The organism is Pedobacter jeongneungensis (genome assembly GCF_039538295.1).
Lineage (GTDB): Bacteria > Bacteroidota > Bacteroidia > Sphingobacteriales > Sphingobacteriaceae > Pedobacter > Pedobacter jeongneungensis.
In genome coordinates, this window is sequence record NZ_BAABBY010000013.1 from 25,764 (window position 1) to 51,640 (window position 25,877).

At 38.4% G+C, this 25,877-nt stretch carries 29 protein-coding genes; 6 read left to right on the forward strand and 23 right to left on the reverse strand.

Annotated elements, in window-relative coordinates; translation table 11 throughout:
• Positions 1 to 25 precede the first annotated feature (25 nt).
• The 4 genes from ABD769_RS21535 to ABD769_RS21550 all read right to left on the reverse strand — a co-directional run bounded on the left by ABD769_RS21535 (position 26) and on the right by ABD769_RS21550 (position 3,166).
• Positions 26 to 700 (reverse strand): carotenoid biosynthesis protein, encoded by a 675-nt coding sequence (locus ABD769_RS21535; RefSeq protein ID WP_344853421.1) that lies wholly within the window; start codon positions 698 to 700, stop codon positions 26 to 28.
• Positions 670 to 1,767 (reverse strand): glycosyltransferase family 2 protein, encoded by a 1,098-nt coding sequence (locus tag ABD769_RS21540; protein WP_344853422.1) that lies wholly within the window; start codon positions 1,765 to 1,767, stop codon positions 670 to 672. The genes ABD769_RS21535 and ABD769_RS21540 overlap by 31 nt, the downstream gene beginning before the upstream one ends.
• Positions 1,764 to 2,387, reverse strand: coding sequence for a 1-acyl-sn-glycerol-3-phosphate acyltransferase (locus ABD769_RS21545; protein WP_344853423.1), 624 nt, complete (start codon positions 2,385 to 2,387; stop codon positions 1,764 to 1,766). Before ABD769_RS21545 ends, ABD769_RS21540 begins: the two co-directional genes overlap by 4 nt.
• A gap of 272 nt (positions 2,388 to 2,659) precedes the next feature.
• Positions 2,660 to 3,166, reverse strand: coding sequence for a phosphoribosyltransferase family protein (locus tag ABD769_RS21550; RefSeq protein WP_344853424.1), 507 nt, complete (start codon positions 3,164 to 3,166; stop codon positions 2,660 to 2,662).
• 195 nt (positions 3,167 to 3,361) lie between these two features.
• Between ABD769_RS21550 and ABD769_RS21555 the strand changes: the two genes are divergently transcribed.
• Complete coding sequence (locus ABD769_RS21555; RefSeq protein ID WP_344853425.1) at positions 3,362 to 4,066, forward strand: head GIN domain-containing protein; 705 nt, start codon at positions 3,362 to 3,364, stop codon at positions 4,064 to 4,066.
• 149 nt (positions 4,067 to 4,215) lie between these two features.
• On the opposite strand, the gene ABD769_RS21560 is transcribed toward ABD769_RS21555, so the two are convergent.
• From ABD769_RS21560 to ABD769_RS21570, 3 genes are all read right to left on the reverse strand, one after another.
• On the reverse strand, positions 4,216 to 4,629 hold the full coding sequence (locus ABD769_RS21560; protein WP_344853426.1) for a hypothetical protein: 414 nt from the start codon (positions 4,627 to 4,629) through the stop codon (positions 4,216 to 4,218).
• A 100-nt stretch (positions 4,630 to 4,729) separates the two neighbouring features.
• Positions 4,730 to 6,169, reverse strand: a complete 1,440-nt coding sequence (gene rlmD, locus ABD769_RS21565) for a 23S rRNA (uracil(1939)-C(5))-methyltransferase RlmD (protein ID WP_344853427.1) — start codon at positions 6,167 to 6,169, stop codon at positions 4,730 to 4,732.
• A 198-nt stretch (positions 6,170 to 6,367) separates the two neighbouring features.
• Complete coding sequence (locus ABD769_RS21570) at positions 6,368 to 6,478, reverse strand: hypothetical protein (protein ID WP_025145553.1); 111 nt, start codon at positions 6,476 to 6,478, stop codon at positions 6,368 to 6,370.
• 213 nt (positions 6,479 to 6,691) lie between these two features.
• Between ABD769_RS21570 and ABD769_RS21575 the strand changes: the two genes are divergently transcribed.
• Positions 6,692 to 7,150 (forward strand): DoxX family protein, encoded by a 459-nt coding sequence (locus ABD769_RS21575; RefSeq protein WP_344853428.1) that lies wholly within the window; start codon positions 6,692 to 6,694, stop codon positions 7,148 to 7,150.
• 44 nt (positions 7,151 to 7,194) lie between these two features.
• Positions 7,195 to 8,898 carry a M28 family peptidase gene (locus ABD769_RS21580; RefSeq protein WP_344853429.1) on the forward strand — a complete coding sequence of 568 codons (1,704 nt, stop codon included), beginning with the start codon at positions 7,195 to 7,197 and terminating at the stop codon, positions 8,896 to 8,898.
• A gap of 1 nt (position 8,899) precedes the next feature.
• Here ABD769_RS21580 and ABD769_RS21585 read toward each other — a convergent pair whose 3' ends face one another.
• A complete protein-coding gene (locus ABD769_RS21585; protein WP_344853430.1) occupies positions 8,900 to 9,892 on the reverse strand; it encodes a virulence RhuM family protein/type II toxin-antitoxin system death-on-curing family toxin in 993 nt (330 codons plus the stop codon).
• A gap of 39 nt (positions 9,893 to 9,931) precedes the next feature.
• On the opposite strand from ABD769_RS21585, the gene crtD reads away from it, so the two are divergent.
• Positions 9,932 to 11,419 carry a 1-hydroxycarotenoid 3,4-desaturase CrtD gene (gene crtD, locus ABD769_RS21590; RefSeq protein ID WP_344853431.1) on the forward strand — a complete coding sequence of 496 codons (1,488 nt, stop codon included), beginning with the start codon at positions 9,932 to 9,934 and terminating at the stop codon, positions 11,417 to 11,419.
• A gap of 238 nt (positions 11,420 to 11,657) precedes the next feature.
• On the opposite strand, the gene ABD769_RS21595 is transcribed toward crtD, so the two are convergent.
• From ABD769_RS21595 to ABD769_RS21615, 5 genes are read right to left on the reverse strand one after another with little or no spacing between them, the layout of a single operon-like run.
• Positions 11,658 to 12,161 (reverse strand): shikimate kinase, encoded by a 504-nt coding sequence (locus ABD769_RS21595; protein WP_344853432.1) that lies wholly within the window; start codon positions 12,159 to 12,161, stop codon positions 11,658 to 11,660.
• 20 nt (positions 12,162 to 12,181) lie between these two features.
• The gene (locus ABD769_RS21600) at positions 12,182 to 12,628 is read right to left on the reverse strand and encodes a DinB family protein (RefSeq protein WP_344853434.1); all 447 of its coding nucleotides are present in this window, start codon (positions 12,626 to 12,628) and stop codon (positions 12,182 to 12,184) included.
• 3 nt (positions 12,629 to 12,631) lie between these two features.
• On the reverse strand, positions 12,632 to 13,687 hold the full coding sequence (locus tag ABD769_RS21605; protein ID WP_344853435.1) for an ABC transporter permease: 1,056 nt from the start codon (positions 13,685 to 13,687) through the stop codon (positions 12,632 to 12,634).
• A 1-nt stretch (position 13,688) separates the two neighbouring features.
• A complete protein-coding gene (locus tag ABD769_RS21610; protein WP_344853436.1) occupies positions 13,689 to 14,840 on the reverse strand; it encodes a BT_3928 family protein in 1,152 nt (383 codons plus the stop codon).
• Positions 14,841 to 14,880: 40 nt separating this feature from the next.
• A complete protein-coding gene (locus ABD769_RS21615) occupies positions 14,881 to 15,426 on the reverse strand; it encodes a DUF1599 domain-containing protein (protein ID WP_344853437.1) in 546 nt (181 codons plus the stop codon).
• 99 nt (positions 15,427 to 15,525) lie between these two features.
• On the opposite strand from ABD769_RS21615, the gene folP reads away from it, so the two are divergent.
• Positions 15,526 to 16,377, forward strand: a complete 852-nt coding sequence (gene folP, locus ABD769_RS21620; protein ID WP_344853438.1) for a dihydropteroate synthase — start codon at positions 15,526 to 15,528, stop codon at positions 16,375 to 16,377.
• Between the two features lie 205 nt (positions 16,378 to 16,582).
• Complete coding sequence (gene cdaA / locus ABD769_RS21625) at positions 16,583 to 17,374, forward strand: diadenylate cyclase CdaA (RefSeq protein ID WP_025145565.1); 792 nt, start codon at positions 16,583 to 16,585, stop codon at positions 17,372 to 17,374.
• Between the two features lie 244 nt (positions 17,375 to 17,618).
• Here the strand turns inward: cdaA and ABD769_RS21630 are convergent, their stop codons facing one another.
• From ABD769_RS21630 to recJ, 10 genes are all read right to left on the reverse strand, one after another.
• Positions 17,619 to 18,029 carry a BrxA/BrxB family bacilliredoxin gene (locus ABD769_RS21630; protein WP_025145566.1) on the reverse strand — a complete coding sequence of 137 codons (411 nt, stop codon included), beginning with the start codon at positions 18,027 to 18,029 and terminating at the stop codon, positions 17,619 to 17,621.
• Positions 18,030 to 18,134: 105 nt separating this feature from the next.
• Positions 18,135 to 18,626 (reverse strand): CCC motif membrane protein, encoded by a 492-nt coding sequence (locus ABD769_RS21635; RefSeq protein ID WP_344853439.1) that lies wholly within the window; start codon positions 18,624 to 18,626, stop codon positions 18,135 to 18,137.
• An 8-nt stretch (positions 18,627 to 18,634) separates the two neighbouring features.
• Positions 18,635 to 18,955, reverse strand: coding sequence for a DUF2752 domain-containing protein (locus ABD769_RS21640; RefSeq protein ID WP_344853440.1), 321 nt, complete (start codon positions 18,953 to 18,955; stop codon positions 18,635 to 18,637).
• Positions 18,936 to 19,370 carry a YkvA family protein gene (locus ABD769_RS21645; protein WP_344853441.1) on the reverse strand — a complete coding sequence of 145 codons (435 nt, stop codon included), beginning with the start codon at positions 19,368 to 19,370 and terminating at the stop codon, positions 18,936 to 18,938. Before ABD769_RS21645 ends, ABD769_RS21640 begins: the two co-directional genes overlap by 20 nt.
• Before the next feature lie 18 nt (positions 19,371 to 19,388).
• Positions 19,389 to 20,273, reverse strand: a complete 885-nt coding sequence (locus tag ABD769_RS21650) for a YARHG domain-containing protein (protein ID WP_344853442.1) — start codon at positions 20,271 to 20,273, stop codon at positions 19,389 to 19,391.
• Between the two features lie 23 nt (positions 20,274 to 20,296).
• On the reverse strand, positions 20,297 to 20,923 hold the full coding sequence (locus ABD769_RS21655) for a DUF2306 domain-containing protein (protein ID WP_344853443.1): 627 nt from the start codon (positions 20,921 to 20,923) through the stop codon (positions 20,297 to 20,299).
• On the reverse strand, positions 20,924 to 21,331 hold the full coding sequence (locus ABD769_RS21660; protein WP_344853444.1) for a hypothetical protein: 408 nt from the start codon (positions 21,329 to 21,331) through the stop codon (positions 20,924 to 20,926).
• A gap of 296 nt (positions 21,332 to 21,627) precedes the next feature.
• Complete coding sequence (locus ABD769_RS21665; RefSeq protein WP_344853446.1) at positions 21,628 to 23,145, reverse strand: GH3 auxin-responsive promoter family protein; 1,518 nt, start codon at positions 23,143 to 23,145, stop codon at positions 21,628 to 21,630.
• 190 nt (positions 23,146 to 23,335) lie between these two features.
• Positions 23,336 to 24,076, reverse strand: coding sequence for an LPS export ABC transporter ATP-binding protein (lptB, locus tag ABD769_RS21670; RefSeq protein WP_316824582.1), 741 nt, complete (start codon positions 24,074 to 24,076; stop codon positions 23,336 to 23,338).
• 81 nt (positions 24,077 to 24,157) lie between these two features.
• Complete coding sequence (recJ, locus tag ABD769_RS21675; RefSeq protein ID WP_344853447.1) at positions 24,158 to 25,858, reverse strand: single-stranded-DNA-specific exonuclease RecJ; 1,701 nt, start codon at positions 25,856 to 25,858, stop codon at positions 24,158 to 24,160.
• Positions 25,859 to 25,877 lie beyond the last annotated feature (19 nt).

Here is a 25,877-nt window from a genome sequence, read left to right on the forward strand (position 1 = left end):
AGTTAATTAAAATACTACAACAAAATTAAGCAAAAATATTTGCTCCGGTTGTCATGTATAAGACAACAAAAAAGATTAACTGCGAAACGAACATCACTGTACCGATATATTTCTGCTGTTTTAAACCCAGGGCGTAATAAAATTTCAACAAAATTACTGAAACAATAAACCAGGCCACATAATTTTGAACGGGGATTTCGTGCCAGTCCCAATGCCAGTAATCAAATTTCATGGCTACCGGTTCTAAAAAGAAATCGAAACCAACAAGTATAAGCGCACCGGTAAGCGATGCTAAAATGCTGTTTCTCACTTTCATACTTTTAAGCATCTGGCCCACGCTAAAAATCAGAATTACCCAGTTTACGCCCATAAGTAAAGGCACCGCAGCAATTTTATAACCTAAGGTATTGCCGTAATAATAACTGCCGAATATCTTTCCGGTGCTTACGCCTAAAACCTCGACCAAAAAGCCACAGAGAAAAACGCCTGAAACAAATAACAGTAACCGTTTAACATCTGCGTTATAGGCAAAAACAATTACGGCAAACATCAATAGCAAATGAAAAGGAACCAGTTTGATAAAGTATGGTTGTGCAACCGGGATTAAAAAGCCAAGCAAACCAACCAAATGAAAAACGATAATAACTGCAACTGCAATCTTTTTAACCTTTAAATCGTTCTGATCGTTCTGCCCTTCCATGTGCCTGTTTTAAAAATATGCTTTGTTATAGAGATGATTGATATGATTAAGAAGAACAACATCTGAAATGGATGTAGAATCAGGTTTATCAAAACATTTTGCCCCGATAAAAAAGAGATCATAATTCTGCTCAATACTATTAAAGTTAATGGTAATACAAGTAAAGCAATATTAAAGTTTAAAATTAAAATTACCGGTCCTATGGTTACCAAAAGCTGGTAAAATAGTAATATTATGATGTTATTACCAAAACCTGCAAGTAAATTTTTACCAAAGCCATTTAAGCTTTCACCTAAGTTTTTATACATCCTGCAATAGATCAGTCCGTTGGCCAAAAGCGCTTCGGCATTTAATTTTTCCTGTTTTACCAGTTTCATAATTTCCACATCTTCCACAACCTGGCGTTTAACCTTTTCGTGCCACTGGTTTTCCTGATATAAATTGGCATTAAAAAACATGCATTGTCCGCTGGCCGCCGCAAATGCCGGATTTTTTGAAAGTTTAACCAAACGCAGGGGCAATAAATTTAGCAGGATAAAATGCATCAGTGGAACGGTTAAGCGCTCACCTATCGATTTCATGGTTTGGTTGGTAAAAACACTTAGTAAAGCAAGGTTTCCAACTTCCATCCTCGCAATTAAACTGTTAATCAATCCCCTTTTGATGGATTCATCAGCATCTATAAAAAGGAAATATTTACCTGAAGCCAATTCACTTAGCTGATGACAAGCATAGTTTTTACCCAGCCAGTCTGGCGGAAGTTCCTTTCCCTTTACCACCTTAAACTGCGGGTTAGTAAGGCAAAAATCCTCAACTATGGTAAAGGTATTATCGCTACTGTTATCATCTAAAACGATAACTTCGTAATTGGTGTAATCCTGATCTTTTATGGAAACGAGCAGTTCGCGTATATTTTCGGCTTCATTACGGGCAGGAATTAAGATCGAAACTTTATCATGGTAATGTTTAACCACCCGCGGCAATTTCGGATTGGAAAGGAAATTAAATACAGTAACCGAAAACCTGATCACCAGGAAAATTAAAACCGCGTAAATAAAAATTGTCATTCAATAATCTGATTTTGTTTAACAACCGATTGATCGTAATGTTTATTATAGGCGCTTTTTAACAACTGCAAGCTTACGTATTCTTCATTTTCCCAATGTTGCAGATAAGTATAAGCTGATGGCTTCCTCTTTGCAAAATAATCGATAAAAGTAGCTGCAAAAATAATGTTAATCTTTTTCTGACTGGCATTGATCATTTGCATTACTCCTTTTTCAAAGCTGATATTTTTCAGATGGTTAGAATACAGTTTGCCCTGAGGAAAAACCAACACAAGGTTTGCAGGATCATCTAACAGTTTACCTGCATAATCTAATGTTGCCAATACATCTTTTCCTTTGTTTTCGGCCGCGAAAGCACCGAGATATTTCAGAAAACCTACTTTATTATAATTTTCGGCATTCACTAAAACATGAAACTGTTTTTTAAAAACTTTTTTGTTGATGTAAAACAGGAAAAAGCCATCCCACCAGCTAAAATGATTGGCTAAAACCAATATAGAAGCATCTGATTTAACTTCAATCTGGTCGTAATTGAACGCAGCAAAATCTTTTTTGATGATAAACTGGATGTACCAGGAGAAAAAGTTAAAGATCAGGTTATTTTTTCTCGGATGATACATGTCGGGAAATTGCAAAAAATTGGGCTTAATTGCAAATTTTGGTACAGTTGTAGGTTAAAAAAGCTATCATTGGATAGTTTTCATTAAAACGGGTCGTCATCCCGACTGAAGCGTAGTCCCGAACTTTCGGGAGAGAAATCTATCAGACAGATTTTCCGGCTACGTTGCACTCTGCTCGAAATGGCGGTAACTCGGAGGGAAACTGTCTAATTATGAAAATTTCGATTATAGAAAAAAATTTCCCATTCTACTTCTTCCATCTTACATCCTCACTAGCTCAGATAAACCCTGTCTTCTTCGCCTTCCACATCCATTACCACATCAACATGTTCTTTTAAAATAGTGGCCAGTTCAAGGCCAACAAAATCAGTTGCGATAGGGAAAATTTTATGGCTACGGTCTACCAAAACTACGGTTCGTATTTTTTTATGTGGGGTATTTAAGAAAACGCCCAAGCCATAAGCTAAAGTTTTACCGCTGTTCAGCACATCATCCACAATAATGATCACTTTATTTTTCCAATAACTTTCATCCAGATCGGTTGAAGCAACCAGTTTGCTGCTTTCTTTTTGCAGATCGATGCGCAGTAAGGTTAATTTAAAATCAGAGATTTTTTTCAGCACCTTTTCTAATCTTAGTGCCAATTTGTAGCCACGGTCCCAGATACCGGCCAGTACAATTTCTTTCTCATTCAGGTTATCTTCCAAAATCTGATAAGCGATACGGTCTATTTTCTGCTGAATCTGTTTCTTGTTAAGAATAAGTAATTGCGATGCCATTGTATAAAAAGGATTGAATACAAAAAGAACGATTTTAAGGCTGAAATTCAAACTATTTGAAAAATAATTTCGATTGTTTGCAACGTTTCAGGCAGAGATGCGTCTAATGAATAACCAAAACACAAAATCACGAAACATCATTCCGCAGAACATTTGCGAAAAGATAGCTTCACAATCATTTAACGAAATACAATTATGAAAATCCTTATTAAATCATCCGCCATTTTATTTATAGTGGTTACCAGCTACATGGCTAAAGCACAGGATACGAAAAGTTTCCCGGTAAAAAATTTCAGTAGTATAGGTGTAAGCAGCGGAATAGATTTATACCTCACCCAAGGCAATAGCGAAAGTGTAAGCATTAAATCGGATGCGGAAACCTTAAAAGATATTATTGTTGAGCAAAATGGCAACAATGTTAACATCAAATTCAGAGATGGCATTAAATGGAGCGGAATGTTTAAAAACCGCGAAATTAAAGCTTATGTAAACTTTAAAACATTAAATGCACTGGCTGCATCAGGCGGATCGGATGTATTTACCCAAAACCAAATCAAAACTGATAAGCTTGCCATCCGTTCTTCTGGTGGTTCTGACTTAAAATTAACAGTAGTTTGTAACGACCTTACCGTACAATCGAGTGGTGGCAGCGATATTGATTTAAAAGGTAAAGCTGAAAATATGACCATCCAATCGAGCGGAGGCAGTGATATTGATGCTTACGAACTGATTACTGAATACGCAAAAGTGCAGGCTTCCGGCGGTTCTGATGTAAATGTACATGTAAATAAAGGCCTGGAAGCGGCAGCAAGTGGCGGTGGCGATGTGAGCTATAAAGGAAATGCTTCGCTTAAGAAAACATCCAACTCTAAGAGCGGCGATGTACACCACGTAAATTAAGACTTTAGTTTAGTTAATGATAACTCGCCGCTTTGTGGATGCAAAGCGGCGTTGTCTTTATAAAAGGATTTTTACAGACGGTACTTTATACGCACCAAATTCCAACCTCTGACTTTCCGACTTGAGACTAAAGACTTTAAACTAAAAAACTACCTTCTACCTTTTTTGTACGGATAGTAAATAAAGTTTGCACCTTCAGGAACAATTACGAATACACACATAAAATCCTCTGGCTTTTTATAAACCTTTAAAAAGGGTTCTTTTCTTTCCTTACTGATAATTCCTTTTTCTACAAATTCTTCTAATGTAGAAGCCTGGATGGTCCAATCGGTATTGAGTTCTTCCTTATTTAAAATCATTTCGCCAATATTTACCTCATGTTGATGAGCAATAAAAATCGGGTGAGCGGAAATGCCTTCAACCATGATTTCGATGGCTACTTCCTTAATCGCGTCAGCATAAAACTCCAGGTCTTTTTCTAAACTTACCAGCGGACTTTCCTGTTTCTTCTGCGGTTCTCTGCTATCTTCCGGTGTTGCGTGTAATAACTCTTCTCTATCCATACCTAATTAAATTATTGAATTTTGAATGAATGAATGTTTATAAGCAGTTAGCCCATTCTTTAATTCAATCATTGTCTCATTCAATCGTTGTCTCATTCAATCAATTATTGTTATTTAACTTTAACAATACCACGTTTTCTACATGTTGCGTGTGCGGAAACATATCAACTGGTTTAATGCGAACAACATCGTATTTTTCTTTTAACAGTTCCAAATCGCGGGCCTGTGTAGCGGCATTACAACTTACATACACAATCTTTTCTGATTCCATTTCCAGTAAACGTTGTACTACATCAGCATGCATCCCGGCACGTGGCGGATCGGTAATTACCACATCAGGCTTACCGTGTGCTAAAATGAATTCAGCAGTCAGGATATCTTTCATATCTCCGGCATAAAAGATTGTATTATCAATCCCGTTCAGCTCAGAGTTAAACTTTGCATCTTCAATAGCCGTTGGCACATACTCTACCCCTACCACCTGTTTCACATTTTTTGCAATAAAATTTGCAATGGTTCCTGCACCGGTATATAAATCGTAAACCAGTTCGTCACCTTTAAATCCGGCAAAATCCCTTGTAATTTTATAAAGTTCGAAAGCCTGTTCAGAATTGGTCTGGTAAAAAGATTTTACCCCGATTTTAAAGCGGACTACATCCTCACCTGTTAGTCCGGCAGGCATTTCTTCAAAAATATGATCGCGACCTGAGAACAATACTACCTCCTGATCGAAAATGGTATCGTTTTTCTTTTGGTTAACAATATATAAAAGTGAAGTAATCTGAGGGAATTCGGTTTTAAGGAAATTCATTAAGCCATCCACCTGTGCTTGCTCCGGATAAGCGAATACCACCGCCACCATCACTTCGCCCGTAGTAGATGTACGGATAATCAGGTTACGTAAAACACCTTCGTGGTTGCGTAAATCGTAAAAAGACAGACCATTTTCCAATGCATATTTACGTACCGAATTTCTGATAGAATTGGAAGGTTCATCCTGAAGATAACAATGTTCGATGTCTAAAATTTTATCGAAACGTAACGGTACGTGAAAACCCAATGCATTCATATCGAAATCTTCGTCGCGCTCCACATCAGTTTTCTCCAGCCAGCGTTTGTTAGAGAAAGTAAATTCAAGTTTATTGCGGTAATACCTGTTTTTTTCTGAACCTAAAATCGGTTCCGTATTAGAGGTGTCTATTTTACCAAGGCGTTGTAAAGCAGCCTCAACATTTTTTTGTTTAAATTTCAATTGAGCATCGTAACCCATGTGCTGCCATTTGCAACCACCACAGGTTCCGAAATGAGGACAAAAAGGATCGGTACGCAATGCAGATTTTTCATGCAACTGCTCAATAATCGCTTCCGCAAAATTCTTTTTCTTTTTGGTCAGGCGTACATCAACTACGTCGCCAGGAACGGCTTTGTCAACAAAAATAACCAATTCGTCGGCTTTGCCAACACCTTTTCCTTCTTCAGCAATATCGATTATTTGTACGTTTGGAACTATTGTTACCGTACCGGGTTTTCTTCTACTCATTATTTTGCAAAGATAAGGCAAAAGGCTGAAAGACTAAAGTGGAAAGCTTAGGTCAGAATGAATACAAATAATTCAGTTGAACAAGACTTAAAGTGGAGGGTAAAGAACTTGAAGATTAAAGTCCCCAATATAAAAATTCAAACAATATTATCCTGATCGAACCAAGATTTGTCCGTTTTTAAAATTCAGATGTTAAAATTATTTTCCGAAAAATTTAAATGCTGCTCCCCAGAAGCCATCTAACCAGTTAAATTTTAGGTCAAATTTTTCATCTACCTGTACAGAAAACTCTAATATTTCTTTGCTCATGATAAAAAACCTATCTATTTAAGCAATAATACAAAATTCATACCGAAAACTAAAATGGTACAGATTAATTTTGTGTTAATTTTACATCAAAGGGTAAATGCGTACCTTATTTTAAAACTAAGTTATAATAGCTCTGATTTTCAGTAATTTATTTGATAAATAAATATAAATCCGTAACTTAATATATCATTCACATAAAAATGGAGGTTCATTATGAACGTTATCCGTAAAATTGAATATTGGGGAGATGTTCATCACTCGAAATGGCTGGATTATCTGCGCATTATCCTTGGCCTTGTCATTTTTGGAAAAGGTGTATCTTTTATCAGCGACACCTCGGTACTCCAGAATATGATCACACAAAACAATGTATTTGGTTTTTCAGGGATGTTGATCAGTGTAGCCATTCATGTTGTGGCCTTTGCACATTTGGTTGGCGGTATTTTGATTACCCTGGGCCTGGTTACTCGCTTTGCCGTGGTCATCCAGATCCCGATCTTACTATTCGCTGTGTTTTTTATTAACCTTACCCCGGGTTTCTCTACGCCAAATTCGGAATTGTGGTTTTCGGTACTCGTGTTGTTTCTGCTCATTATGTTCTGGGTGGTAGGTTCGGGCCCGTTATCTGTTGATGAAGGATTAAAAAACAAAATAGGAAAGCGTTACGCTTAACCAACATTAAATATTCTTAGTATCTTTCGTTTTTATACAGAATCATGAAAACGAAGATACTTTTTATACTGCTTTTTGCGGGATTGTCGGGTTACGCTCAAACCTCTACCGACGATTATTTCAAATTAACACGTACAGGTTTTAACGAAAAAAACGCTTATGAAACCACCGCTTTCGTAGAAAAATATTTTCGTGTGCCCGGTAATACAGGCTTCAATGCGAGCATTCATTATGTGGAAAACATCCTTAAAAAAGCTGGTTTTGTAGAACAGAAACAAAACGAATTTGAAGCCCCATTAACTTATCGCATCGAAAAAAGAGCGATGAAAAACAATACCTGGGAGCCTGTTGATGCCAATATTGATATTTTAGGAGAAACCCAGCCACTCATTTCTTTTAAAACCAACCGCAATATGATTCCGATTAATTGCGGTTCAACCGCTGTTGGTGGCGTTACAGCCAATGTTGTTTTTATTGAGAAAATAAATCAAGCGGAAATAGAAAAAATAGACCTGAAAGGGAAAATCCTGTTTTCAGAAAACAATCCATCACGATTACTTCAAATTGCTGCCAAGGCAGGCGCAATTGGTGTTTTAGGTTATTCGATGCCAAAGTACACCCAGCCAGAAGTACATCAAACTTCCATTCAGTTTGGAAGCATGAAAGCCAATAGTGAAGTTTGGACTTTGCTTCTTTCTTACGCTGCTAAAGAAAAGTTAAAAGCAGCCTGTTTAAAAGGCGAAACGAAATTGAAAGTAAACATCCAGACTAAAATTTACCCTTCAGAAGAATTAACCATTGTAGCAAATGTTAAGGGCAGTGTAAACCCTACCGAGCGTTTTGTATTCAGTGCACATGTACAGGAGCCAGGGGCGAACGATAATGCGAGCGGAGTGGGTACATTAGCTGAGATGGCGAGGCTAACTGCAGAATTATTTCAGTCAAAAAAGATCAGTCCGAAGCGTACTTTAACCTTTTTATGGGGTGACGAAATTGTATCTACGAGACGATATATTACGGAAGATACCACCCGCGCTAAAGGCATTTTATGGGGAATGAGTTTGGATATGGTTGGCGAAGACACCAAAAAAACAGGTGGTTCTTTTCTGATTGAAAAAATGCCTGATCCATCTGCTATCTGGACAAGGGGAGCAGATAAACATACCGAATGGGGCGCTGGCGATTTTGGAGAAAAAGACCTTTTCCCACATTATTTTAACGATTTTATTTTCGACATCTGCAAGGCACAGGGAAAATTTGCGAACTGGACAGTTAACTATAACCCTTTTGAAGGCGGTAGTGACCATACGCCATTTTTACAGCATAAAATTCCGGGATTATTGATGTGGCACTTTACGGATGTATTTTACCATACTGATAATGACCGGATTGATAAAGTTTCGGCCACAGAAATGAAAAACGTTGGCATAAGTGGTTTAACTGCAGCTTATACTTTAATTTCTGCTGATGAAAACACAGCTATAGCTACTGTTTCGCAAGTGAAAGCAGACGCCTTAATTCGCTTAAAAACTGAATTTGAATTGAGCAGAAAAGCCATTGCCGATGGAAAAGCCGCAAATGATGAGAAACATATTATCGAAGTTTGGTGCAAATGGTATATTGATGCTTTAGCAACCATTAATAAAATGCCTGTAAAACCAGAAACCACCAGAGTAGGTTCAGCCATTAAATTTGCCACCAACGAGATTGAAAAGCAAACGAAAGTGTACCTGGATGAGTTGAAGTAGTTTAGTTTTTATAGTTGATTAAATTAACCACTACTTTAACCATCATCTCTTTTTCTTTAGGATCGCTTTCTGCAATGAGTAAGGTAAGCGCAACCAGTGCATTATCGGCAATTCTTTTTGTACCATCTTCGCGATAGAGCATTTTGTTTTTATCCAGAAACCAGACAAATAAAAAGGCAGCGATCCGTTTATTTCCATCAGAAAATGAATGGTTTTTTACGACGAAATATAATAGATTGGCCGCCTTTTCTTCCATACTCGGATAAAGTTCTTCTCCATCAAATGTTTGATAAATGGTGTATAATGAACTTTTAAATGATTGGTCTTTTTCATTGCCAAAAAGTTTGCTTCCACCAAATTTTACCCTCAAATCATCTATGGCTTCAAGTGCAGAATCGTAATCTATTTTAAAATCGCCTTTATGGTTAGAAACTTCATTTTCCAGTTGTTGATGGTCGTAACGATCAAGAACATCTAAAGCATAAACATAGTCTGTAAGAATTTTAAAAGTATCCTTTAGCTCATCATTATTAAGCAAGTGGTTGTTTTGAACAGTAGCAACCAATTTAATCGCCTGCTTTAATTCTATAAGTTGCTGGGTTTGTTCCTGTAATTTTTTATGATTTAAGGCATAACCTTTTATCAGATAATCTTTTAAAATCTGATTGGCCCATATGCGGAATTTTGTTCCCTCAACAGATTTTACCCGATAGCCAACCGATATAATTACATCTAAAGAATAAAATTCGATTTCTCTGTTAACTGATCTATTGCCTTCTTTTTGAACTGTCAAGGATTTCTTGACAGTTAAACTTTTATTCAGTTCATTTTCATTAAATATATTCTTAATGTGGAGACTTATATTCTGCTTAGTCTTATTAAAAAGCTGTTGCATCTGCTGTTGGGTAAGCCAAACAGTATCATTACCGAAAGCTACTTCTATTGCCGGCAGCCCCTCTTCATTTTTATAAATTATAATTTCATCTTTTGTCATTGCCTTAAGTTAGTAAAATATTTATTCTATTTTCGCATTATGCCTAAACCAAAAGCCATAGTTATCGGTGCCGGAATTGCGGGAATTGCATCTGCTATCCGCCTCGCCGTAAAAGGTTATGAAGTTGATGTTTTCGAAGCCAACTCAAAACCCGGGGGCAAACTGGGTGAAATAAAAATGAATGGTTTCAGGTTTGATGCCGGCCCGAGCCTGTTTACCATGCCACAATATGTGGATGAACTTTTTAAACTGGCAGGTAAAAATCCTGAAGATTATTTTAAATACATCAAACTAAAAGAAGTTTGCCGTTATTTTTATGAAGATGGTTTAAGGCTAAGTGCCAGCTCCGATCTTGATAAATTTGCAAAAGACATAGAAGAAAAAACAAATTCAACTGCAGCAGAAGTCCAGCGATATTTAAAAAAAAGCGAAACGATCTACGAGGTTACCCATCGGGTATTTTTAGAAAGAAGTTTGCATAAACTTAAAAGCTACCTGCACTGGGATACTTTAAAATCGACCTTTCGTTTTGGTCAGATTGATGCCTTTAGAACACAGGCGAAAGCCAACCAATCAATTTTTAAAGATGACCGGATTACGCAGCTTTTTAACCGTTATGCTACCTACAACGGTTCAGACCCCTATCAGGCACCAGCTACATTGAATGTAATTCCACATTTCGAGTATCATTTCGGCGCCTTTCTTCCAAAAGAAGGGATGTATGGCATTGTTAAGGCTTTAATTAAATTGGCTGAAGAGCTGGGCATCAGGTTTCATTACAACCAAAAAGCAGAAGAAATTTTATGCACTAATGAAGGCAAAGCAAAAATAAATGGTGTAAAAGTTAACGACAAAACTTATAAAGCGGATGTGGTGATCTCTAACCTTGATATCTGGTTTACCTATAAAAATCTGCTTAAAACCATACCTGAGCCTAAAAAATTATTAAATCAGGAGCGCAGCAGCTCAGCGTTGATCTTTTACTGGGGTATGGATGGCAATTACAGTGATTTAGGTTTACACAATATTTTCTTCACTGAAGATTATCAAAAGGAATTTAATGCCATCTGGAAAGATAAAACCATTTGTAATGACCCTACTGTTTACATTAATATCAGTGCTAAGCATATTAGAGGTGATGCACCTGCAGATGGCGAAAACTGGTTTGTAATGATCAATGTACCAGCAAATACGGGGCAAAACTGGGATCAATTAATTAAAGAGGCGAAAACAAATATTATCAAAAAAATCAGCCGGGTTTTAAACCGTAATATCGAAAGAGATATCATTTGCGAGCAGATTCTTGATCCCAGGAGCATCGAAAATAAAACAGGATCGTATCAGGGATCTTTGTACGGCAACAGCTCAAACAATCAATTTTCTGCCTTTTTACGGCACTCTAATTTTAGCTCAAAAGTTAAAAATCTATACTTCTGTGGAGGCAGTGTACATCCAGGAGGAGGAATTCCGCTTGCATTGTTATCAGCGAAGATAATTGATGATGACATTAGTTCAGTAGTTCGTTAGTCATTGGTTCATTGGTCAATAGTTTAGTGGTTCATAGCTTATTAGTTAAATAGTCATGGCTTAAAGTGATCGCCAGACCTTAATTTTCTTAACTTCTTAATGGTCAAACTATAGACAAGCCGTTTACTGGCTTCGAATCTTAGACTTCTGACTATTTGATGGTGAATTATTAAATCGGTGAATTGACTCCAAACGCCCGACTTAGCAAGCCAATCGACTATAGACTCTGGACTGCAGACTAACGACTTCCCTTAATCACTTCCTCCAGCTTTTCTCCATCCAGATCAAATGCATCTACAATTATTTTTGCCTGAGTATAAAAGGGATCACGTTCCTGAAGTTTTTCTTTTATAAAGACCAAAAGTTGCTCATCATCCAGATCTTTAATTAAGGGGCGTTTTTGGCGGTTATGTAAACGCGACACCAAAGCTGCAGGCTCCATTTGCAGGTACACCGTTTCGCCATGCGCATTCATCCATTCCATATTGTCGAAGAAACAAGGTAAACCACCTCCGGTAGCTACCACGCATGTTTCAGGATAATCGTATGTTTTAAGCATTTCGCTTTCATAATCCCTGAAACCACTTTCTCCAAACGCTGCAAAATATTCGGCAATGGTTTTACCTGTTTTCGAAACAATTTCGGCATCCAGGTCAATTACGGGGCAATTTAAACGATGCGCCAACTGTTTTGCCTTGGTGCTTTTACCGCAGCCCATATATCCGATAAGGAAAATTTTCATGTGTGTTTCTTATATCCAACCTATAATAAATGGTCGCGTTTTAACATTATATAATCGGTTACAGGCGGCGTAAAACCTGCCTTTTTCAACAAAGTTACAACCTGTCCGCGATGATAAGTAGAATGATTAAATAAATGAAATAAAATCTCATCTATCCGGTTTTCATACTGATCGCCCCTTGAGTTACTATAGAAAATCAGTTTATCTAAAGGATGATTGTTCAACACTGCCCTGATCAGTTTAAAATTATCAGCCGAAAGGCTTTCAAAATTTTCTTTTGGGTGGATATCCCAAACGCCAAAAAGCGGTTTTTTACCCGATATCCGTTGTGCCCAGATATGCTGTGCATTGAGCACATGACTAAATAACCGTTCAGCATCGGGCAGTTCAACTGTTGCCAGTTTAAATATTTCGATAATCCTGCCATCGGCAAGCTCGGTATATTTGATGATTTCCGCTTCCTGCATTGTTTAATTTAATTTAACCCTTGGATCAACATAGGCATATAAAATATCAACGAGGATATTGATCACCACAAATACAAAAGCAATAAAAAGAATAGAGCCCATTACCACCGGGAAATCAGACATTTCTAAAGCAGTTACCGTCGTCCTTCCCAGCCCGTTATAGCCAAAAATATATTCTACAAAAAAGGAACCGGCCAGCAGAGAGGCAAACCATCCTGAAATGGCTGTAATGACCGGATTCATGGCGTTTTTTAAAGCATGTTTGTAAATAATGGCATTTCTGCTTAACCCTTTAGCACGTGCGGTGCGGATGTAATCCTGTGCCAGCACATCTAACATGGCGCTCCGGGTAAGCTGTACTATAATGGCCAGGGGCCTTAAACCCAAAGTAATCATTGGCAACCACAAATTTCTAAGCGTGAGAACTTCTCCATTAAACGGATCGTAAGAATATAAGCTCCCGCTCATTTTTAAGCCTGTATAATTGCTCAGTACAAATCCAAAAAGCCAGGCAATGATAATCCCGGCGAAAAATGAAGGAGAGGAAATCCCTAAAATCGCAAATGCATTGGCCGATTTATCAATCCATGAATCTTTATACACTGCTGATAAAACGCCTAAAAACACGCCGATAATAGTTGCGAAAATCATTGCCGTTAGCGCCAGGATAAAGGTATTGGGTACCGTTTCGGAAAGAATTGCAGTAACATCGCGTTTGGTTTGGTATGAACTGCGAAGATAAGGCCATTTTAATGCCAGCACTTTTTTATCAAAAGCAATCAGCCTTGCATAATGATATTTCTGCTTACTGGTGCTATCATTATCCAGAATACTGATTGGCGATAAATCATTGATATACAAAACAAACTGGACGGGTTTGGAGCGGTCTAAACCAAACTCTTTCCGAACAGCTTCAAGCGATTGCACATCTGCCCGCTGTCCCATCGTCATCCGTGCCGGATCACCGGGTAAAATATTGAAGAGCACAAAAACAACCAATATCACACCACTCATTACCAGTAGTCCGTACATTAGTTTTTTTAGTGCGTATCCGATCATACTATTTATCGAAATATTTCCTGCTCAACTGATCGAAAGTTGGCACATTATGAAAATGCCATTTATTAATCACCACTCCATTTTTCATCAGCAAAATACCAGGATTGGCCCTTACCATGCTTTTTAAGGGAACGGCATCGGCATAAAACACTTCAGAAAATAAGTTGTTTTTTTTGATAAAAGCCTGTGCATCCTGTGCAGAGTTAGAAGTAAGCAACACAGTACGGATATTAAACTGCTGCGTAGCATTGATGGCCAGGGCATTTAATTTACCTATGGCTGCCTCATTTGTACTATGAAGATCGTAAGCCACAAAAATTAAATTATAGTATGGATTTTCGATCAGTTCTTTGGTATAATCGGTACCAGAAGCATCGGTAATGTTTAAATCTTTTATTTTAGGTTCAAATCCTTTTTTTACAAGGTTTTTTGTAGGCTCACCTATAATTTCCCAATTGCTGTCCTTCCAGATTTCGGTTTTAAGGTAATCCTTATCGCTCATATCCTTCTCTTCTTTCGTTTTTTTGTTCTTCAGGTGGTACATAATCTCAAATTCATCAGGCTTTTCTCCCGGGGGGATCACCATTAATGATGGAATATGTGCACCAACTTTATAAGGCAGAAAATCGATAACGGGCAGCACATTGTATGTGTACAAGCCAAAACCTAGAGAAACTGCCGTTACTGCAAGAGCAATATTTCTTTGTGTGGCTTCTTTTTTGAATAATGGCTGAATGAGATCTTTTTTCAAGAAAATAATTATAATCAGCGCCAATAGAATCAGATCTTTGCTAAATGACTGCCAGGGGGTAAGCGGAATGGCATCGCCAAAACAACCGCAACTGGTAACCACTTTAAATGCGGCAGAAATAAATGTTAACAATGTAAAAAAGATAATCAGCAGCAATAAACCCCATGCAACTTTTTTGCTCCAGAAACCCAGTAACAATAATGCACCCAGTACAATTTCCAAAGTACAGAGTAAAATGGCAATGCCAGTAGCCATTCCACTGAGGAAATTCATGTGAAAAACTTCAAAATATTCCTGCAGTTTATAGCCAAAGCCCAACGGATCGTTTGCTTTAATCAATCCTGAAAATATGAATAAGGCACCTACAAAAAATCGGGAAAATCTTAAAAGTACGTTTTGCATCAGTATAATTGTTTTCTAGTGGTGATGAGGCAACTTCATTTTATTTAACACCTAACTTAATCAACGCAAAAACCGAATAGTTCAGCATGTCCTGATAATTCGCTTTTACACCTTCAGAAGCCAGGGTCTGTCCTTCATTATCTTCAATCTGTTTAACCCTAAAAATTTTCATCAAAATGAGATCGGTTAAGGAACTAACGCGCATATCGCGCCAGGCCTCTCCATAATCGTGGTTTTTGGCAAACATTAAATCTTTGGTCTCCGTTACTTTATCTTCAAACCGTTTCTCAACTTCAGCATAAGGCATTTCGTTGGGGTCGCTTTCAGTCAGTTCGAGCTGCATCATTGCAATCACACAATAGTTTACAATACCAATGTATTCGGATACTACGCCCTCTCCTACCTTACTAACTTTTTTTTCTTCTAAGGTACGGATACGCTGCGCCTTGATGAAAATCTGATCGGTGATCGAACTTGGTCTTAAAATCCGCCATGCAGTGCCGTAATCTTTAGTCTTTTTTAAAAATAATGATCTGCAAACCGCAATCACTTCATCAAATTCTGTAGAGGTATTTGTTTGTGCCAAAGCCAATAATTATTTAGTTTTTAGTGTATTTTTGTCGTGAAAAAACAAAAGCTAAAGATACATTTTTAAAGCGAAACCCAAATCCCGAAAGGGTTTATTATGGCAGAAAAAAACTTTTTTGAGCCCAAACAAAGCTTAAACGTCAACGGTAAACTTATCGATTTAAGTACACCAAAAGTAATGGGGATTTTGAACATTACCCCCGATTCTTTTTACAGCAACAGCCGTACAAAAACCATAGATGAAGCTTTAAACAAAGCCGCCCAATTTTTAAATGAAGGGGCTACTTTTATTGATATCGGTGGATATTCTTCACGTCCGGGAGCCAAAGATATTTCAGAAGATGAAGAAACAGACCGTTTAGTTCCGGTGGTTGAAGTTTTAGCAAAGGAATTTCCGGAAGCAGTAATTTCTATTGATACCTTTAGGGCAAAAGTGGCCGAAGCAACCATTTTAGCAGGTGCGCACATCATTAATGATATTGCCAGTGGCGATATGGACGAGAAAATGTTTGAAACAGTAGCCAAATTACAGGTGCCCTATATAATGATGCACATGCAGGGTACCCCACAAAACATGCAGCAGAATCCGGTTTATGATAATGTACTTTTAGAAGTTATTGATTATCTGGCGAAAAAAGTGGCAGCACTTAAAGCGCTACATATCCACGACGTTATTATCGACCCGGGCTTTGGTTTCGGAAAAACAACTGATCATAATTACGAACTACTTAACCGCATGGAAGCCTTCAAAATATTCAAACTCCCGGTTTTGGTTGGCTTCTCCCGCAAGGGAATGATTTATAAAACCCTCGGCACTACCGCAGCAGAAGCACTAAATGGAACCACTGTATTGAATACGATTGCGCTGCAAAAGGGTGCAAGTATTTTAAGGGTGCATGATGTAAGGGAAGCGGTGGAGTGCGTGAGGCTGGTAGAAAGGTTAGGTTGAGTGGCTGGCGTATAGCGATTAGCGTTTTTAATACATCCATAATATTTTGTCAAATAAACAATTAACCTAATCCCTACAATTAACCAGTTAACCAATTTATACAATTAACCTAATCCCAACAACTAACCAATTTATACAATTAACCTGCAACTAAACAGTAAACCAATATTGTAAACTGAAATCCGTTTTGCTATCTTGCCACTAAATGAAAGGTTTTGATTTTGACTTCCTTAAAGTATCGCCAACTGATATCGTTGATATCATCCTGGTTGCCTTATTAATTTACTACGTTTATACCCTAATCCGCAATACACTAGCTGTTAACCTGCTTGTTGGGATGTTTATTATCACAGTTTTTTACTGGATAGTAAAGGCCCTGCACATGGAACTGCTAACCGCCATCATAGACAAGTTTATGAGCGTAGGGATTATTGCGCTGATTGTAATTTTCCATCCCGAAATCAGGCGTTTCCTTTTGCTGATCGGGAAGAATGCCTTTTTACAGAAAAACAAAGCCTGGTGGGGTTATTTATTTGGCAGAAAAGAAATTGAAAGGAATAATTTAACAAGGATAAAACCCATTATAGATGCCTGCAAAACCATGAAAAAAACCCGTACGGGTGCATTAATGGTGTTTGTGAAATTTTACGATGAACAGTTTTTTGCCAATAGCTGCGAAATTGTAGATGCCAAAATATCAAAACGTTTGCTGGAAAGTATTTTTCAGAAAAACAGTCCGCTACATGATGGTGCTGTAGTGATTTCTGAAAACAAAATTAAAAGTGCCAGTTGTATTTTACCTCTAACGGATAACGACCAGTTGCCATCGCAGTTTGGCTTAAGGCACCGTGCAGGGATTGGTGTTTCCGAAACCACTGATGCTGTTGCGGTAATCATATCTGAAGAAACCGGAGAAATATCCTATGCCAAACAAGGCCGCGTAAGGATGAACGTTTCGTTTGGGGAGCTGGAGAAGTTATTAAATAAAGATTTTTAAGGCACAGATTAAGAGGATTTAAACCAAGTGTCGTCATCTCGACTGAAGTGTAGTCCCGAATATTCGGGAGAGAGATCTAATCTCGGGACAAATTTTGCTTCGCAGAACCTTCGGGTTCCCGACTGCGTTGCCGCTCGAAATGATGGTATCTCAAAAAAACAAAATGGCGAATGTTTCCACTCGCCATCTCTATATTATTCAGAATTACCCATCAATGTAATCCTTCAATCTGTATAATCAATCTTTAGCAATATTGCTCGAAAGCGCCAATCAGGTTATCAGCGATCATTTGGGCAGGACGGCCTTCAATCTGGTGACGCTCGATCATATGAACCAGTTTACCATCTTTAAATAAAGCCATTGCCGGAGAAGATGGAGGAAAAGGCATCATGTAATTTCTGGCCTGATCTACTGCCTCTTTTTCCATACCTGCAAAAACGGTTACCAATTTATCCGGGTGTTTTTCGTGTGCTGCTGCTGCTCTGGCCGCCGGACGTGCATTTGCTGCCGCACAACCACAAACCGAGTTTACTACTACCAACACCGTACCTTCGCCTTTAATGGCTTGATCTACGTCTGCTGCGTTTTTTAATTCCTGAAAACCCACGTTAGTTAATTCCTTACGCATTGGCTCTACTAAATATTCTGGATACATTATCTTAGTTTTTTATTTACAATTTCAATGATACAAAAATAAGAAAATCGAATGGCATGCACCATCCGATTTATATTTTTAAGGTAAAATTAATATCGGGTAATATTATATTCCTCTAAAAATTTTATTGTACATATCTGGATTGGCAATTGCCCCAACTATAACTAAAATCACGATCACAATAAACAACACGCTTAATATTGTGGCAATCATTCCGCAGATTTTACCAGCTTTAGCATTTTTGTATGATGATTCGGTGTACAAACTTGGGTTAATCTGATATTTTTTCATATCGCCAGCACCCAATATCCAGGCAATTACGCCGAATATTAATCCGAATATGCCATAAAAGCAACAAGCGGGAATCGCCAGGATACCCAGCACTAATGAAGCGGTAGCATTAGGTAAGTTTTGCTGACCAAATCCTCCTCCAAACTGACCAAACGGTGGTGGTTGCTGAAATGGTGGCGGTTGCTGGAAAGGCGGTGGCGTTACAGGTCCCTGATCAACGGGTTGAAAAGGCGACGGCTCCGGGTTTTGATTCTTTGAAAGATCAATGGGTTTATTTTCTTGAGGATTTTCCTGTTCTTCTGACATCGGTATATTTAGATCAATTGGTGAGTATATATTTTGTAAATGTAATTGATTAAGATAATTACTGCAACACCTGCAAAAACGATTTTAATGAGCTGTGCGCCAAACTTGAAATCTACTTTGAGGTGAACAATGGTAAATAAGACCACAAAAAGGAGTGGAATTGTTGCGGGATAAAATTTAAATGAGGCGATCAAATCTCCTCTTAAAAGTGCTAAAAAGGAACGTTGTAAGCCACAGCCAGGGCAATCTATCCCAAAATGTGCTTTAAACGGGCAGCTGAACAGATGATTCCCCAGCCAATCGGTAAAACTATGTTGCGGTTGAGCCATTAATATCACCAATAAATTTTCCCTGAGCATCTTTCCAGGCTTTGTATTTTTCTAAGTCTTTAACTACCTGCCTATACACCAGGTTTAAAATATAAATATCATCTACAAAACCAAGCACAGGCACAAAATCCGGAATTACATCTACCGGTGATAAAAAGTAAATCAATCCGCCTAAAATGGCTATAATTGATCTTTTCGGGATTTCGGTGTAGTCTCCGTTAACATAATCTTTCGATACACCAAACAGCAATACCAGCTTTGACCAAACACCTTCCAGATCGCCTTTATTTGTTACTGCCTTCCCTAAAGCATCCTTAATGGTTTTACTGGCCTTAGTTTTATTGCTTAAAATCACCGAAGCCTTACTCTCCGATTTTTTAAAGAAACCCAATATTTTCTCCCTGTTCAATTTCATAGATAATTCTATTACAAATTAACGGCCAAAAGCATCATAATTGTCTTCGGCATATTTGGTAAAGCGGTCTAACAACTTGATATTTTTATTTTCGACTGAGGTTAAATCATTATCAACGTTGTTTTTAACAGGAACATACCATTCTACCGGATCGAAAAAATTTCTAAAAGTCTGTTTTTTAAAGGCATAACCATGTCTGGCAAAGATGGTATTTTTAAGAATCTGGAGATCAAGTTTTCTTAAATTCTTTACATCTTCCTCCTTAAGTAGCGTGGTTGAAGCATTCAGTTTGAAAATCTGATCGGACGCACTTCTGAAAAAAGGATTGGCATCAAGGGTATCTACTGTTCCATCTTCCAAGGTATCCAGCCTTTTCACCATCTTGTGGTCACTCCAGTCTACGTAACTCGATTCTGATGGCAACATCAGGTTTGCATTATACTCAAAGGTTTTTTTGAGTAATTTAAATTCTTTCTCAGGCCATTTAAGTTCTTTTTTATAGGCATTCCATTTTCCTGTTAAAGTATCGCCAACCAGTGTAATTTCGAATTTTCCGTCGTATTTTTCGGTACCGGGTTCATCTAAAACAAAAGTGATTTTACCCCCATCTTCAGATAGCTTACCCAATAAGGGACGACTGTTGCCCGAAACTACACTCTGAGCGATTACCGTATCTTTTGTTATTTTTTTGATGTTGATATTCAGTTTTTCAAAAGCATCCTGCATATCTCCATCGTATTCTAACTGTTCTGCTGTGTAAAAATCACCAACCCAAAAACCGTACAGTTCTTTATGGATTTCCGGCTGAGCCACTGCCGTAGATTTTACGGCATCTTTCTTTTTTGTATCTCTGCACGACAGCATTAGTAGTGGTGCCAGAGCGAGTAATAAGATTTTTTTCATGGGTTTTTATCTGTTTTAATAGGTCAAACAATTTTCTTTTTAATCAGCCATTCGGCAATTAATAAATTGGGTATCCAGCCCAGCCAGGCAATAATCTGATAAACATCCATAGGTGCCGGATGGAATAAATATACCAAAATAACTTTCCAGAGCCTTAAAGTGATGGCAGAAGTTGCCAAGGCAAAACTGCGGTACATCAACTTTTTATGGGCAATTACTTTCCTTTTCAGGATTAACAAGGTTGCTTTCAGGGTAAACCAGAACCATAATACACCTAAAATGATAAAGGAGGTTTTTGCTATTAAGCCGCCATTTGCAAACCAACCCATAACAACACCTGATGGTGAGGCAAGCAACAGTACAAAACTCACGTATAAGTAGCCCAACCATTGATGTATTTTAGGGTATCTAGCTAAAATTTTGCTGTTAAACTGCGTAAAACCAGCCAGCAGCACAAAAATAGCGCTGTACACATGGATATAAAATATGGGCAGGTAGGCTTTAATGCCAGATACTTCGGTCTGTTTAATCTGCAAAAAGGAAACCTCGCTACTCAGTGGAATATAACGCAAGGTAATTTGCACCATCAGCATAAAAAAATAGGCAAAAAACAATAGCCAGGCTACCTGTTTATAGCTGATGTTTTTCATTTACTTTTTATTAAAAAGCAGAAGTAATTTTTTATCGAAAGGAATGGCTACCAGCGTTGCGTTTACCACATCATCTTCGTAAAGCTGCTGCTTTTTAGGGTCGAATACAAAGCGGGCAACAACAGGCATTCTATCTGCATAACTTTCGTGCAGGTTAAAATTATAGGTTTTTGAATATTCCTGTGATGGATCAGTTTTCGGGTTCGGACTGCTTTCGAGCATAATACCGTATGAGGTACCACCATTTTTCACCACCCTTTCGTAAAGGCCTTTGGTAAGCTGTTTGCAGCGTGGCGAAGTTTCTACAATTTTATATGCAATCTGTGCTTTATAGCTTTCTTTTACCTGGGCTTTTGATTGGTATCCGTAAAATACTAAGGTTAAAAGAAGAAACAGGATGTTTTTCATGGTTAGTGGTGCTATTAAATTATACGAATCACAATAAGTTTGTCGAAATCACCTATCAAGTCTTCGACAGGCTACTATTGGCAGATCTAATAGTAAGATCGTCATTGCGAGGCACGAAGCAATCTTAATGCGCAAGCTGGTAACGATCGTTATAAGATTGCTTCGTCGGCTGAAAAAGCCTTCTCGCAATGACGAATTTGGTGGCTTAACATTGCGCTAGGATTCTTATGTCATTAATATTAATTATTAAATAAATTATTCCCCAGACTGGCACACGTGAATGAGACTTATTAAACTTAAGATAATTTCATCATTTCCAAAATATCATCCACATATTTTCTTTCATTCGCCAAACGGGGTACTTTATGCTGCCCGCCCAGTTTATTCTTAGCTTTTAGCCAGTTATAGAAAGTATTTGCGGGCGCGTTATGCACTTTTGGACGGGCCAGTGCCATATCTTTAAAACGTTTGGCATCATAATCGGAGTTTACTTCGCGCAAGGTGGCATCCATAATATCGACAAACTTTTCAAAATCATTGGGCTGTTTATCAAATTCGATGATCCACTCATGTCCACCAGCTTTTTCTCCTTTAAAATAAATCGGTCCGGCGGTATAATCTTTTATTTCGGCACCGGTTTCCAGGCAGGCTTTGGTTAAGGCTTGTTCTGCGTTGTCTATAATTACTTCTTCGCCAAAAGCATTGATAAAATGCTTGGTACGCCCGGTAATTTTTATGCGGTATGGAGAAAGAGAGGTAAACTGGATGGTATCGCCGATCATGTAGCGCCACAAACCACCATTGGTAGAAATTACAATGGCGTAGTTTTTATGCAGTTCTACATCGCCAAGCAACAATGCTTTAGGATTTTCTTCACCAATGTTTTCCATAGGAATAAATTCGTAGAAAATGCCATAATCAAGCATCAGCAACATTTCTTCTGAGTTATCCTGGTCCTGAATACCGAAAAATCCTTCAGAAGCGTTGTAAGTTTCCAGATAATACATGTCATCGGATGGGATCAGTTGCTTAAACTGCTCACGATAAGGGGCAAAGTTTACTGCTCCGTGGATGTAAAGTTCGAGATTTGGCCAAACTTCCAGTAAATTCTGTTTCCCGGTAAGTTCAAGCACTTTTTTAGCCAGTACGATGGTCCACGTGGGTACACCCGAAATACTGGTTACGTTTTCATTGATGGTGGCTTCGGCCATCCGATCCATCTTAATTTCGTAATTATCCATCAAGGCAATAGACATATCCGGGGTACGGTAATATTCGGCCCAAATGGGCAGATTTTTAATCAGCACGGCCGATAAATCACCATAAAAGCAATCTTCGTTTAGCTGGTTAACCTGATGGCTGCCACCCAAAACCAACCCTTTCCCGGTAAACATCTGGTTATCAGGACGGTTATTACAATAAATAGAAAGCATATCCTTACCCCCTTTAAAATGGCATTCTTCTAATGATTCGGGAGAAACGGGAATAAATTTACTTCTATCGCTGGTGGTACCCGATGATTTTGCAAACCACTTGATATCAGATGGCCAGAGAATATTCTGCTCGCCATTGAGCATGCGCTCGATATAAGGTTTTAAGGTATCGTAATTCTGGACGGGAACGCGTTCCTGATATTGCTGTGGCGTTAAGATGGATTTATAATCGTAATGCCTGCCCCATTCGGTATTTTCGGCACTATCAATCAGGGTATGGAACCACTCTTCCTGAACATCATGCGGGTATTTCATAAAAAGCTCGATCTGGTGGATCCGCTTTTTCATTAACCAGGTAAAAATTGAATTTACAAATGCCATCTTTAAATGTTAAAGTGAATGAGCCTCATTTTACCAAAGATTTTCATACTTGCCCATTGATTACGCAGGGTTACGCACAGATTTTTATACACAGTAAATAATTTATAGCTTTTGTTTTAACATCGCGATTAGGCAACACATTAAATGAAATTTTGTTTGTTCATCTAAATATTTATCGTTGTTTAAATGCTTAAACATCGAATTTCTTGCGCTTCAATACAAAATTTGATCCGAGGTACACTTTCCTAACCATTTCATTCTCAGCCAACACTTCAGGGACACCTTGTTCTAAAATTTTTCCTTCAAAAAGCAGGTAAGCCCTATCGGTGATGGAAAGTGTTTCCTGTACATTATGGTCGGTAATTAAGATACCGATATTTTTATGTTTTAATTTTGCTACAATACTTTGAATTTCTTCTACCGCAATCGGGTCTACCCCTGCAAAAGGTTCATCCAAGAGGATAAAGTTAGGATTTGCAGCTAAAGCACGGGCAATTTCGGTACGGCGGCGCTCACCTCCTGATAATAAATCGCCACGGTTTTTACGCACTTTGTGCAAACTAAACTCGTTGATCAGTTCTTCGAGTTTATCACGCTGCTCTTCCTTGCTCAATTTGCTCATTTCCAAAATGGCCAGGATATTATCTTCTACGGTAAGTTTTCTAAAAACCGATGCTTCCTGAGCCAGATAACCGATTCCTTTCTGCGCCCTGCGGTACATCGGATCTTCTGTAATATCTTCTTCTTCCAAGAAAATGCGACCTTCATTTGGTTTGATCAAACCTACAATCATGTAAAATGAAGTTGTTTTCCCGGCACCGTTCGGGCCTAAAAGCCCAACAATTTCCCCCTGACTTACGTTAAAGGAAACATTGTTTACAACGGTACGCTGCTTGTATTTTTTAACCAGATTTTCGGCTTTTAGTATCATATATTGAATGATATTCTTCGTTGTCACATTAAGCTTGTCGAAATGTCTTTCGACAGGCTCAGGATGACACCTTGGAAATATTTAATTAACTTTTATTCCTTTAATATTTAATTGCAAACGTTTTTTATCGCGCCACACGTTTTCTTCTAACGTATAACAAACCGAAAACGGCACCTTTGGTTGTAAAATGTTCTGAAATTCGGCCAATCCGAATGCAATGCCTTCAAAAATAGGCGAATTTTGTTGTTTTATATTAATTTTTAAATGATTTTGGCCTACAGCCATGGCATGCTGCGCCAGATAAACATTATGGGTAACAAAAATCGGAGACATATTTTCCGGCCCAAATGGCCCCATTTGTGATAAAACCCTGTAAAACTTACCATCAATCTGCGCCAGTTCAATTTCGGCATCGATCCTGATCATTGGTGTAAGCAGTTCTTCTGTAATGCTTGCGGATACAATTTCTTCAAATTTATCGGCAAAGGCATCAATATTATGTTCCTGCATGGTTAAGCCGGCCGCAAATTTATGCCCGCCATACTGATCCAGTAAATGCGCGCAACCACTCAAAGCTTCATATAAATCGAAGCCCACCACCGAACGGCACGAACCCGCTACATGTCCGTTAGATTTGGTAAGCACAATGGTTGGGCGGTAATATTTTTCGGTTAAACGCGAGGCAACAATCCCGATTACGCCTTTGTGCCAGCTTTCGTTAAACACCACTGTGGTTTTCCTGTTAATGAGGATTTCACTTTCTCCAATTAAGGCCAGCGCTTCGCGGGTAATGTCCTGATCGTAGGTTTTACGTTCTGTGTTTTTAAGGTTGATCAGTTCACTTTGCTCCAGCGAATTACTATCAACCTGGCAAAGCAGCATGGCTACAGCATGTTTGGCGTGGTCTATCCTTCCGGCGGCATTAATCCGCGGGCCTAGTGTAAAAACCACATCGGTAATGCTGTAATTTTCGGTTTTGCCCGAAACCTCCATCAAAGCCCTTAAACCTTCGCATGGATTGGAATTTAATTTCTTTAAGCCATAATAAGCCAAAATCCTGTTTTCGCCCACTACCGGAACAATATCTGCAGCAATACTCACCATCACTAAATCTAAATACTGGAGGTAAGTTTCTCTAGGGAGCTGGTGTTTCTGGGCATAAGCCTGCGCCAGTTTAAAACCGATACCGCAGCCAGCCAGTTCTTTAAAAGGATATGGGCAATCAGCACGTTTAGGGTCTAAAACGGCAATGGCCTGAGGCACTTCATCTCCAGGTAAATGGTGATCGCAGATGATGAAATCGACACCGAGTTTATTGGCATAATCAATTTTATCGATCGATTTTATGCCACAATCTAAGGCAATAATTAAAGAAAATCCGTTTTCATTGGCATAATCTATCCCAGCGTTAGAAATGCCGTAACCTTCCAGATAACGGTCAGGAATATAATATTCTATATTTTTAGTGAGTTGCGAAAAGAAACTGAAAGCCAGCGCAACCGAAGTGGTACCATCTACATCGTAATCGCCATAGATTAATATTTTTTCGTGATTGGCCAATGCAGTTTCGATACGTGCGATAGCAACATCCATATCCTTCATCAAAAAAGGATCGTGAAGATGACCGAGGTCGGGCCTGAAGAAATCTTTGGCCTGATCAAAGTCACAAATATTCCGCTGTACGAGTATTTGGGCAAGTGAGCGGTCTATGTTAAGTTGTTCTGCTATTTTTGTTATCGTGCCATCATTACAGTCCGATGCCAGCACCCATCTTTTTTCCATTTATTCTGTCTCCGAACAG

Bases quoted from the DNA above. Each gene is read 5' to 3' on its own strand.
- ABD769_RS21535 (WP_344853421.1), bottom strand. From the start codon at position 700: ATGGAAGGGCAGAACGATCAGAACGATTTAAAGGTTAAAAAGATTGCA.
- ABD769_RS21540 (WP_344853422.1), bottom strand. From the start codon at position 1,767: ATGACAATTTTTATTTACGCGGTTTTAATTTTCCTGGTGATCAGGTTT.
- ABD769_RS21545 (WP_344853423.1), bottom strand. From the start codon at position 2,387: ATGTATCATCCGAGAAAAAATAACCTGATCTTTAACTTTTTCTCCTGG.
- ABD769_RS21550 (WP_344853424.1), bottom strand. From the start codon at position 3,166: ATGGCATCGCAATTACTTATTCTTAACAAGAAACAGATTCAGCAGAAA.
- ABD769_RS21555 (WP_344853425.1), top strand. From the start codon at position 3,362: ATGAAAATCCTTATTAAATCATCCGCCATTTTATTTATAGTGGTTACC.
- ABD769_RS21560 (WP_344853426.1), bottom strand. From the start codon at position 4,629: ATGGATAGAGAAGAGTTATTACACGCAACACCGGAAGATAGCAGAGAA.
- rlmD (WP_344853427.1), bottom strand. From the start codon at position 6,169: ATGAGTAGAAGAAAACCCGGTACGGTAACAATAGTTCCAAACGTACAA.
- ABD769_RS21570 (WP_025145553.1), bottom strand. From the start codon at position 6,478: ATGAGCAAAGAAATATTAGAGTTTTCTGTACAGGTAGATGAAAAATTT.
- ABD769_RS21575 (WP_344853428.1), top strand. From the start codon at position 6,692: ATGAACGTTATCCGTAAAATTGAATATTGGGGAGATGTTCATCACTCG.
- ABD769_RS21580 (WP_344853429.1), top strand. From the start codon at position 7,195: ATGAAAACGAAGATACTTTTTATACTGCTTTTTGCGGGATTGTCGGGT.
- ABD769_RS21585 (WP_344853430.1), bottom strand. From the start codon at position 9,892: ATGACAAAAGATGAAATTATAATTTATAAAAATGAAGAGGGGCTGCCG.
- crtD (WP_344853431.1), top strand. From the start codon at position 9,932: ATGCCTAAACCAAAAGCCATAGTTATCGGTGCCGGAATTGCGGGAATT.
- ABD769_RS21595 (WP_344853432.1), bottom strand. From the start codon at position 12,161: ATGAAAATTTTCCTTATCGGATATATGGGCTGCGGTAAAAGCACCAAG.
- ABD769_RS21600 (WP_344853434.1), bottom strand. From the start codon at position 12,628: ATGCAGGAAGCGGAAATCATCAAATATACCGAGCTTGCCGATGGCAGG.
- ABD769_RS21605 (WP_344853435.1), bottom strand. From the start codon at position 13,687: ATGATCGGATACGCACTAAAAAAACTAATGTACGGACTACTGGTAATG.
- ABD769_RS21610 (WP_344853436.1), bottom strand. From the start codon at position 14,840: ATGCAAAACGTACTTTTAAGATTTTCCCGATTTTTTGTAGGTGCCTTA.
- folP (WP_344853438.1), top strand. From the start codon at position 15,526: ATGGCAGAAAAAAACTTTTTTGAGCCCAAACAAAGCTTAAACGTCAAC.
- cdaA (WP_025145565.1), top strand. From the start codon at position 16,583: ATGAAAGGTTTTGATTTTGACTTCCTTAAAGTATCGCCAACTGATATC.
- ABD769_RS21630 (WP_025145566.1), bottom strand. From the start codon at position 18,029: ATGTATCCAGAATATTTAGTAGAGCCAATGCGTAAGGAATTAACTAAC.
- ABD769_RS21635 (WP_344853439.1), bottom strand. From the start codon at position 18,626: ATGTCAGAAGAACAGGAAAATCCTCAAGAAAATAAACCCATTGATCTT.
- ABD769_RS21640 (WP_344853440.1), bottom strand. From the start codon at position 18,955: ATGGCTCAACCGCAACATAGTTTTACCGATTGGCTGGGGAATCATCTG.
- ABD769_RS21645 (WP_344853441.1), bottom strand. From the start codon at position 19,370: ATGAAATTGAACAGGGAGAAAATATTGGGTTTCTTTAAAAAATCGGAG.
- ABD769_RS21650 (WP_344853442.1), bottom strand. From the start codon at position 20,273: ATGAAAAAAATCTTATTACTCGCTCTGGCACCACTACTAATGCTGTCG.
- ABD769_RS21655 (WP_344853443.1), bottom strand. From the start codon at position 20,923: ATGAAAAACATCAGCTATAAACAGGTAGCCTGGCTATTGTTTTTTGCC.
- ABD769_RS21660 (WP_344853444.1), bottom strand. From the start codon at position 21,331: ATGAAAAACATCCTGTTTCTTCTTTTAACCTTAGTATTTTACGGATAC.
- ABD769_RS21665 (WP_344853446.1), bottom strand. From the start codon at position 23,145: ATGGCATTTGTAAATTCAATTTTTACCTGGTTAATGAAAAAGCGGATC.
- lptB (WP_316824582.1), bottom strand. From the start codon at position 24,076: ATGATACTAAAAGCCGAAAATCTGGTTAAAAAATACAAGCAGCGTACC.
- recJ (WP_344853447.1), bottom strand. From the start codon at position 25,858: ATGGAAAAAAGATGGGTGCTGGCATCGGACTGTAATGATGGCACGATA.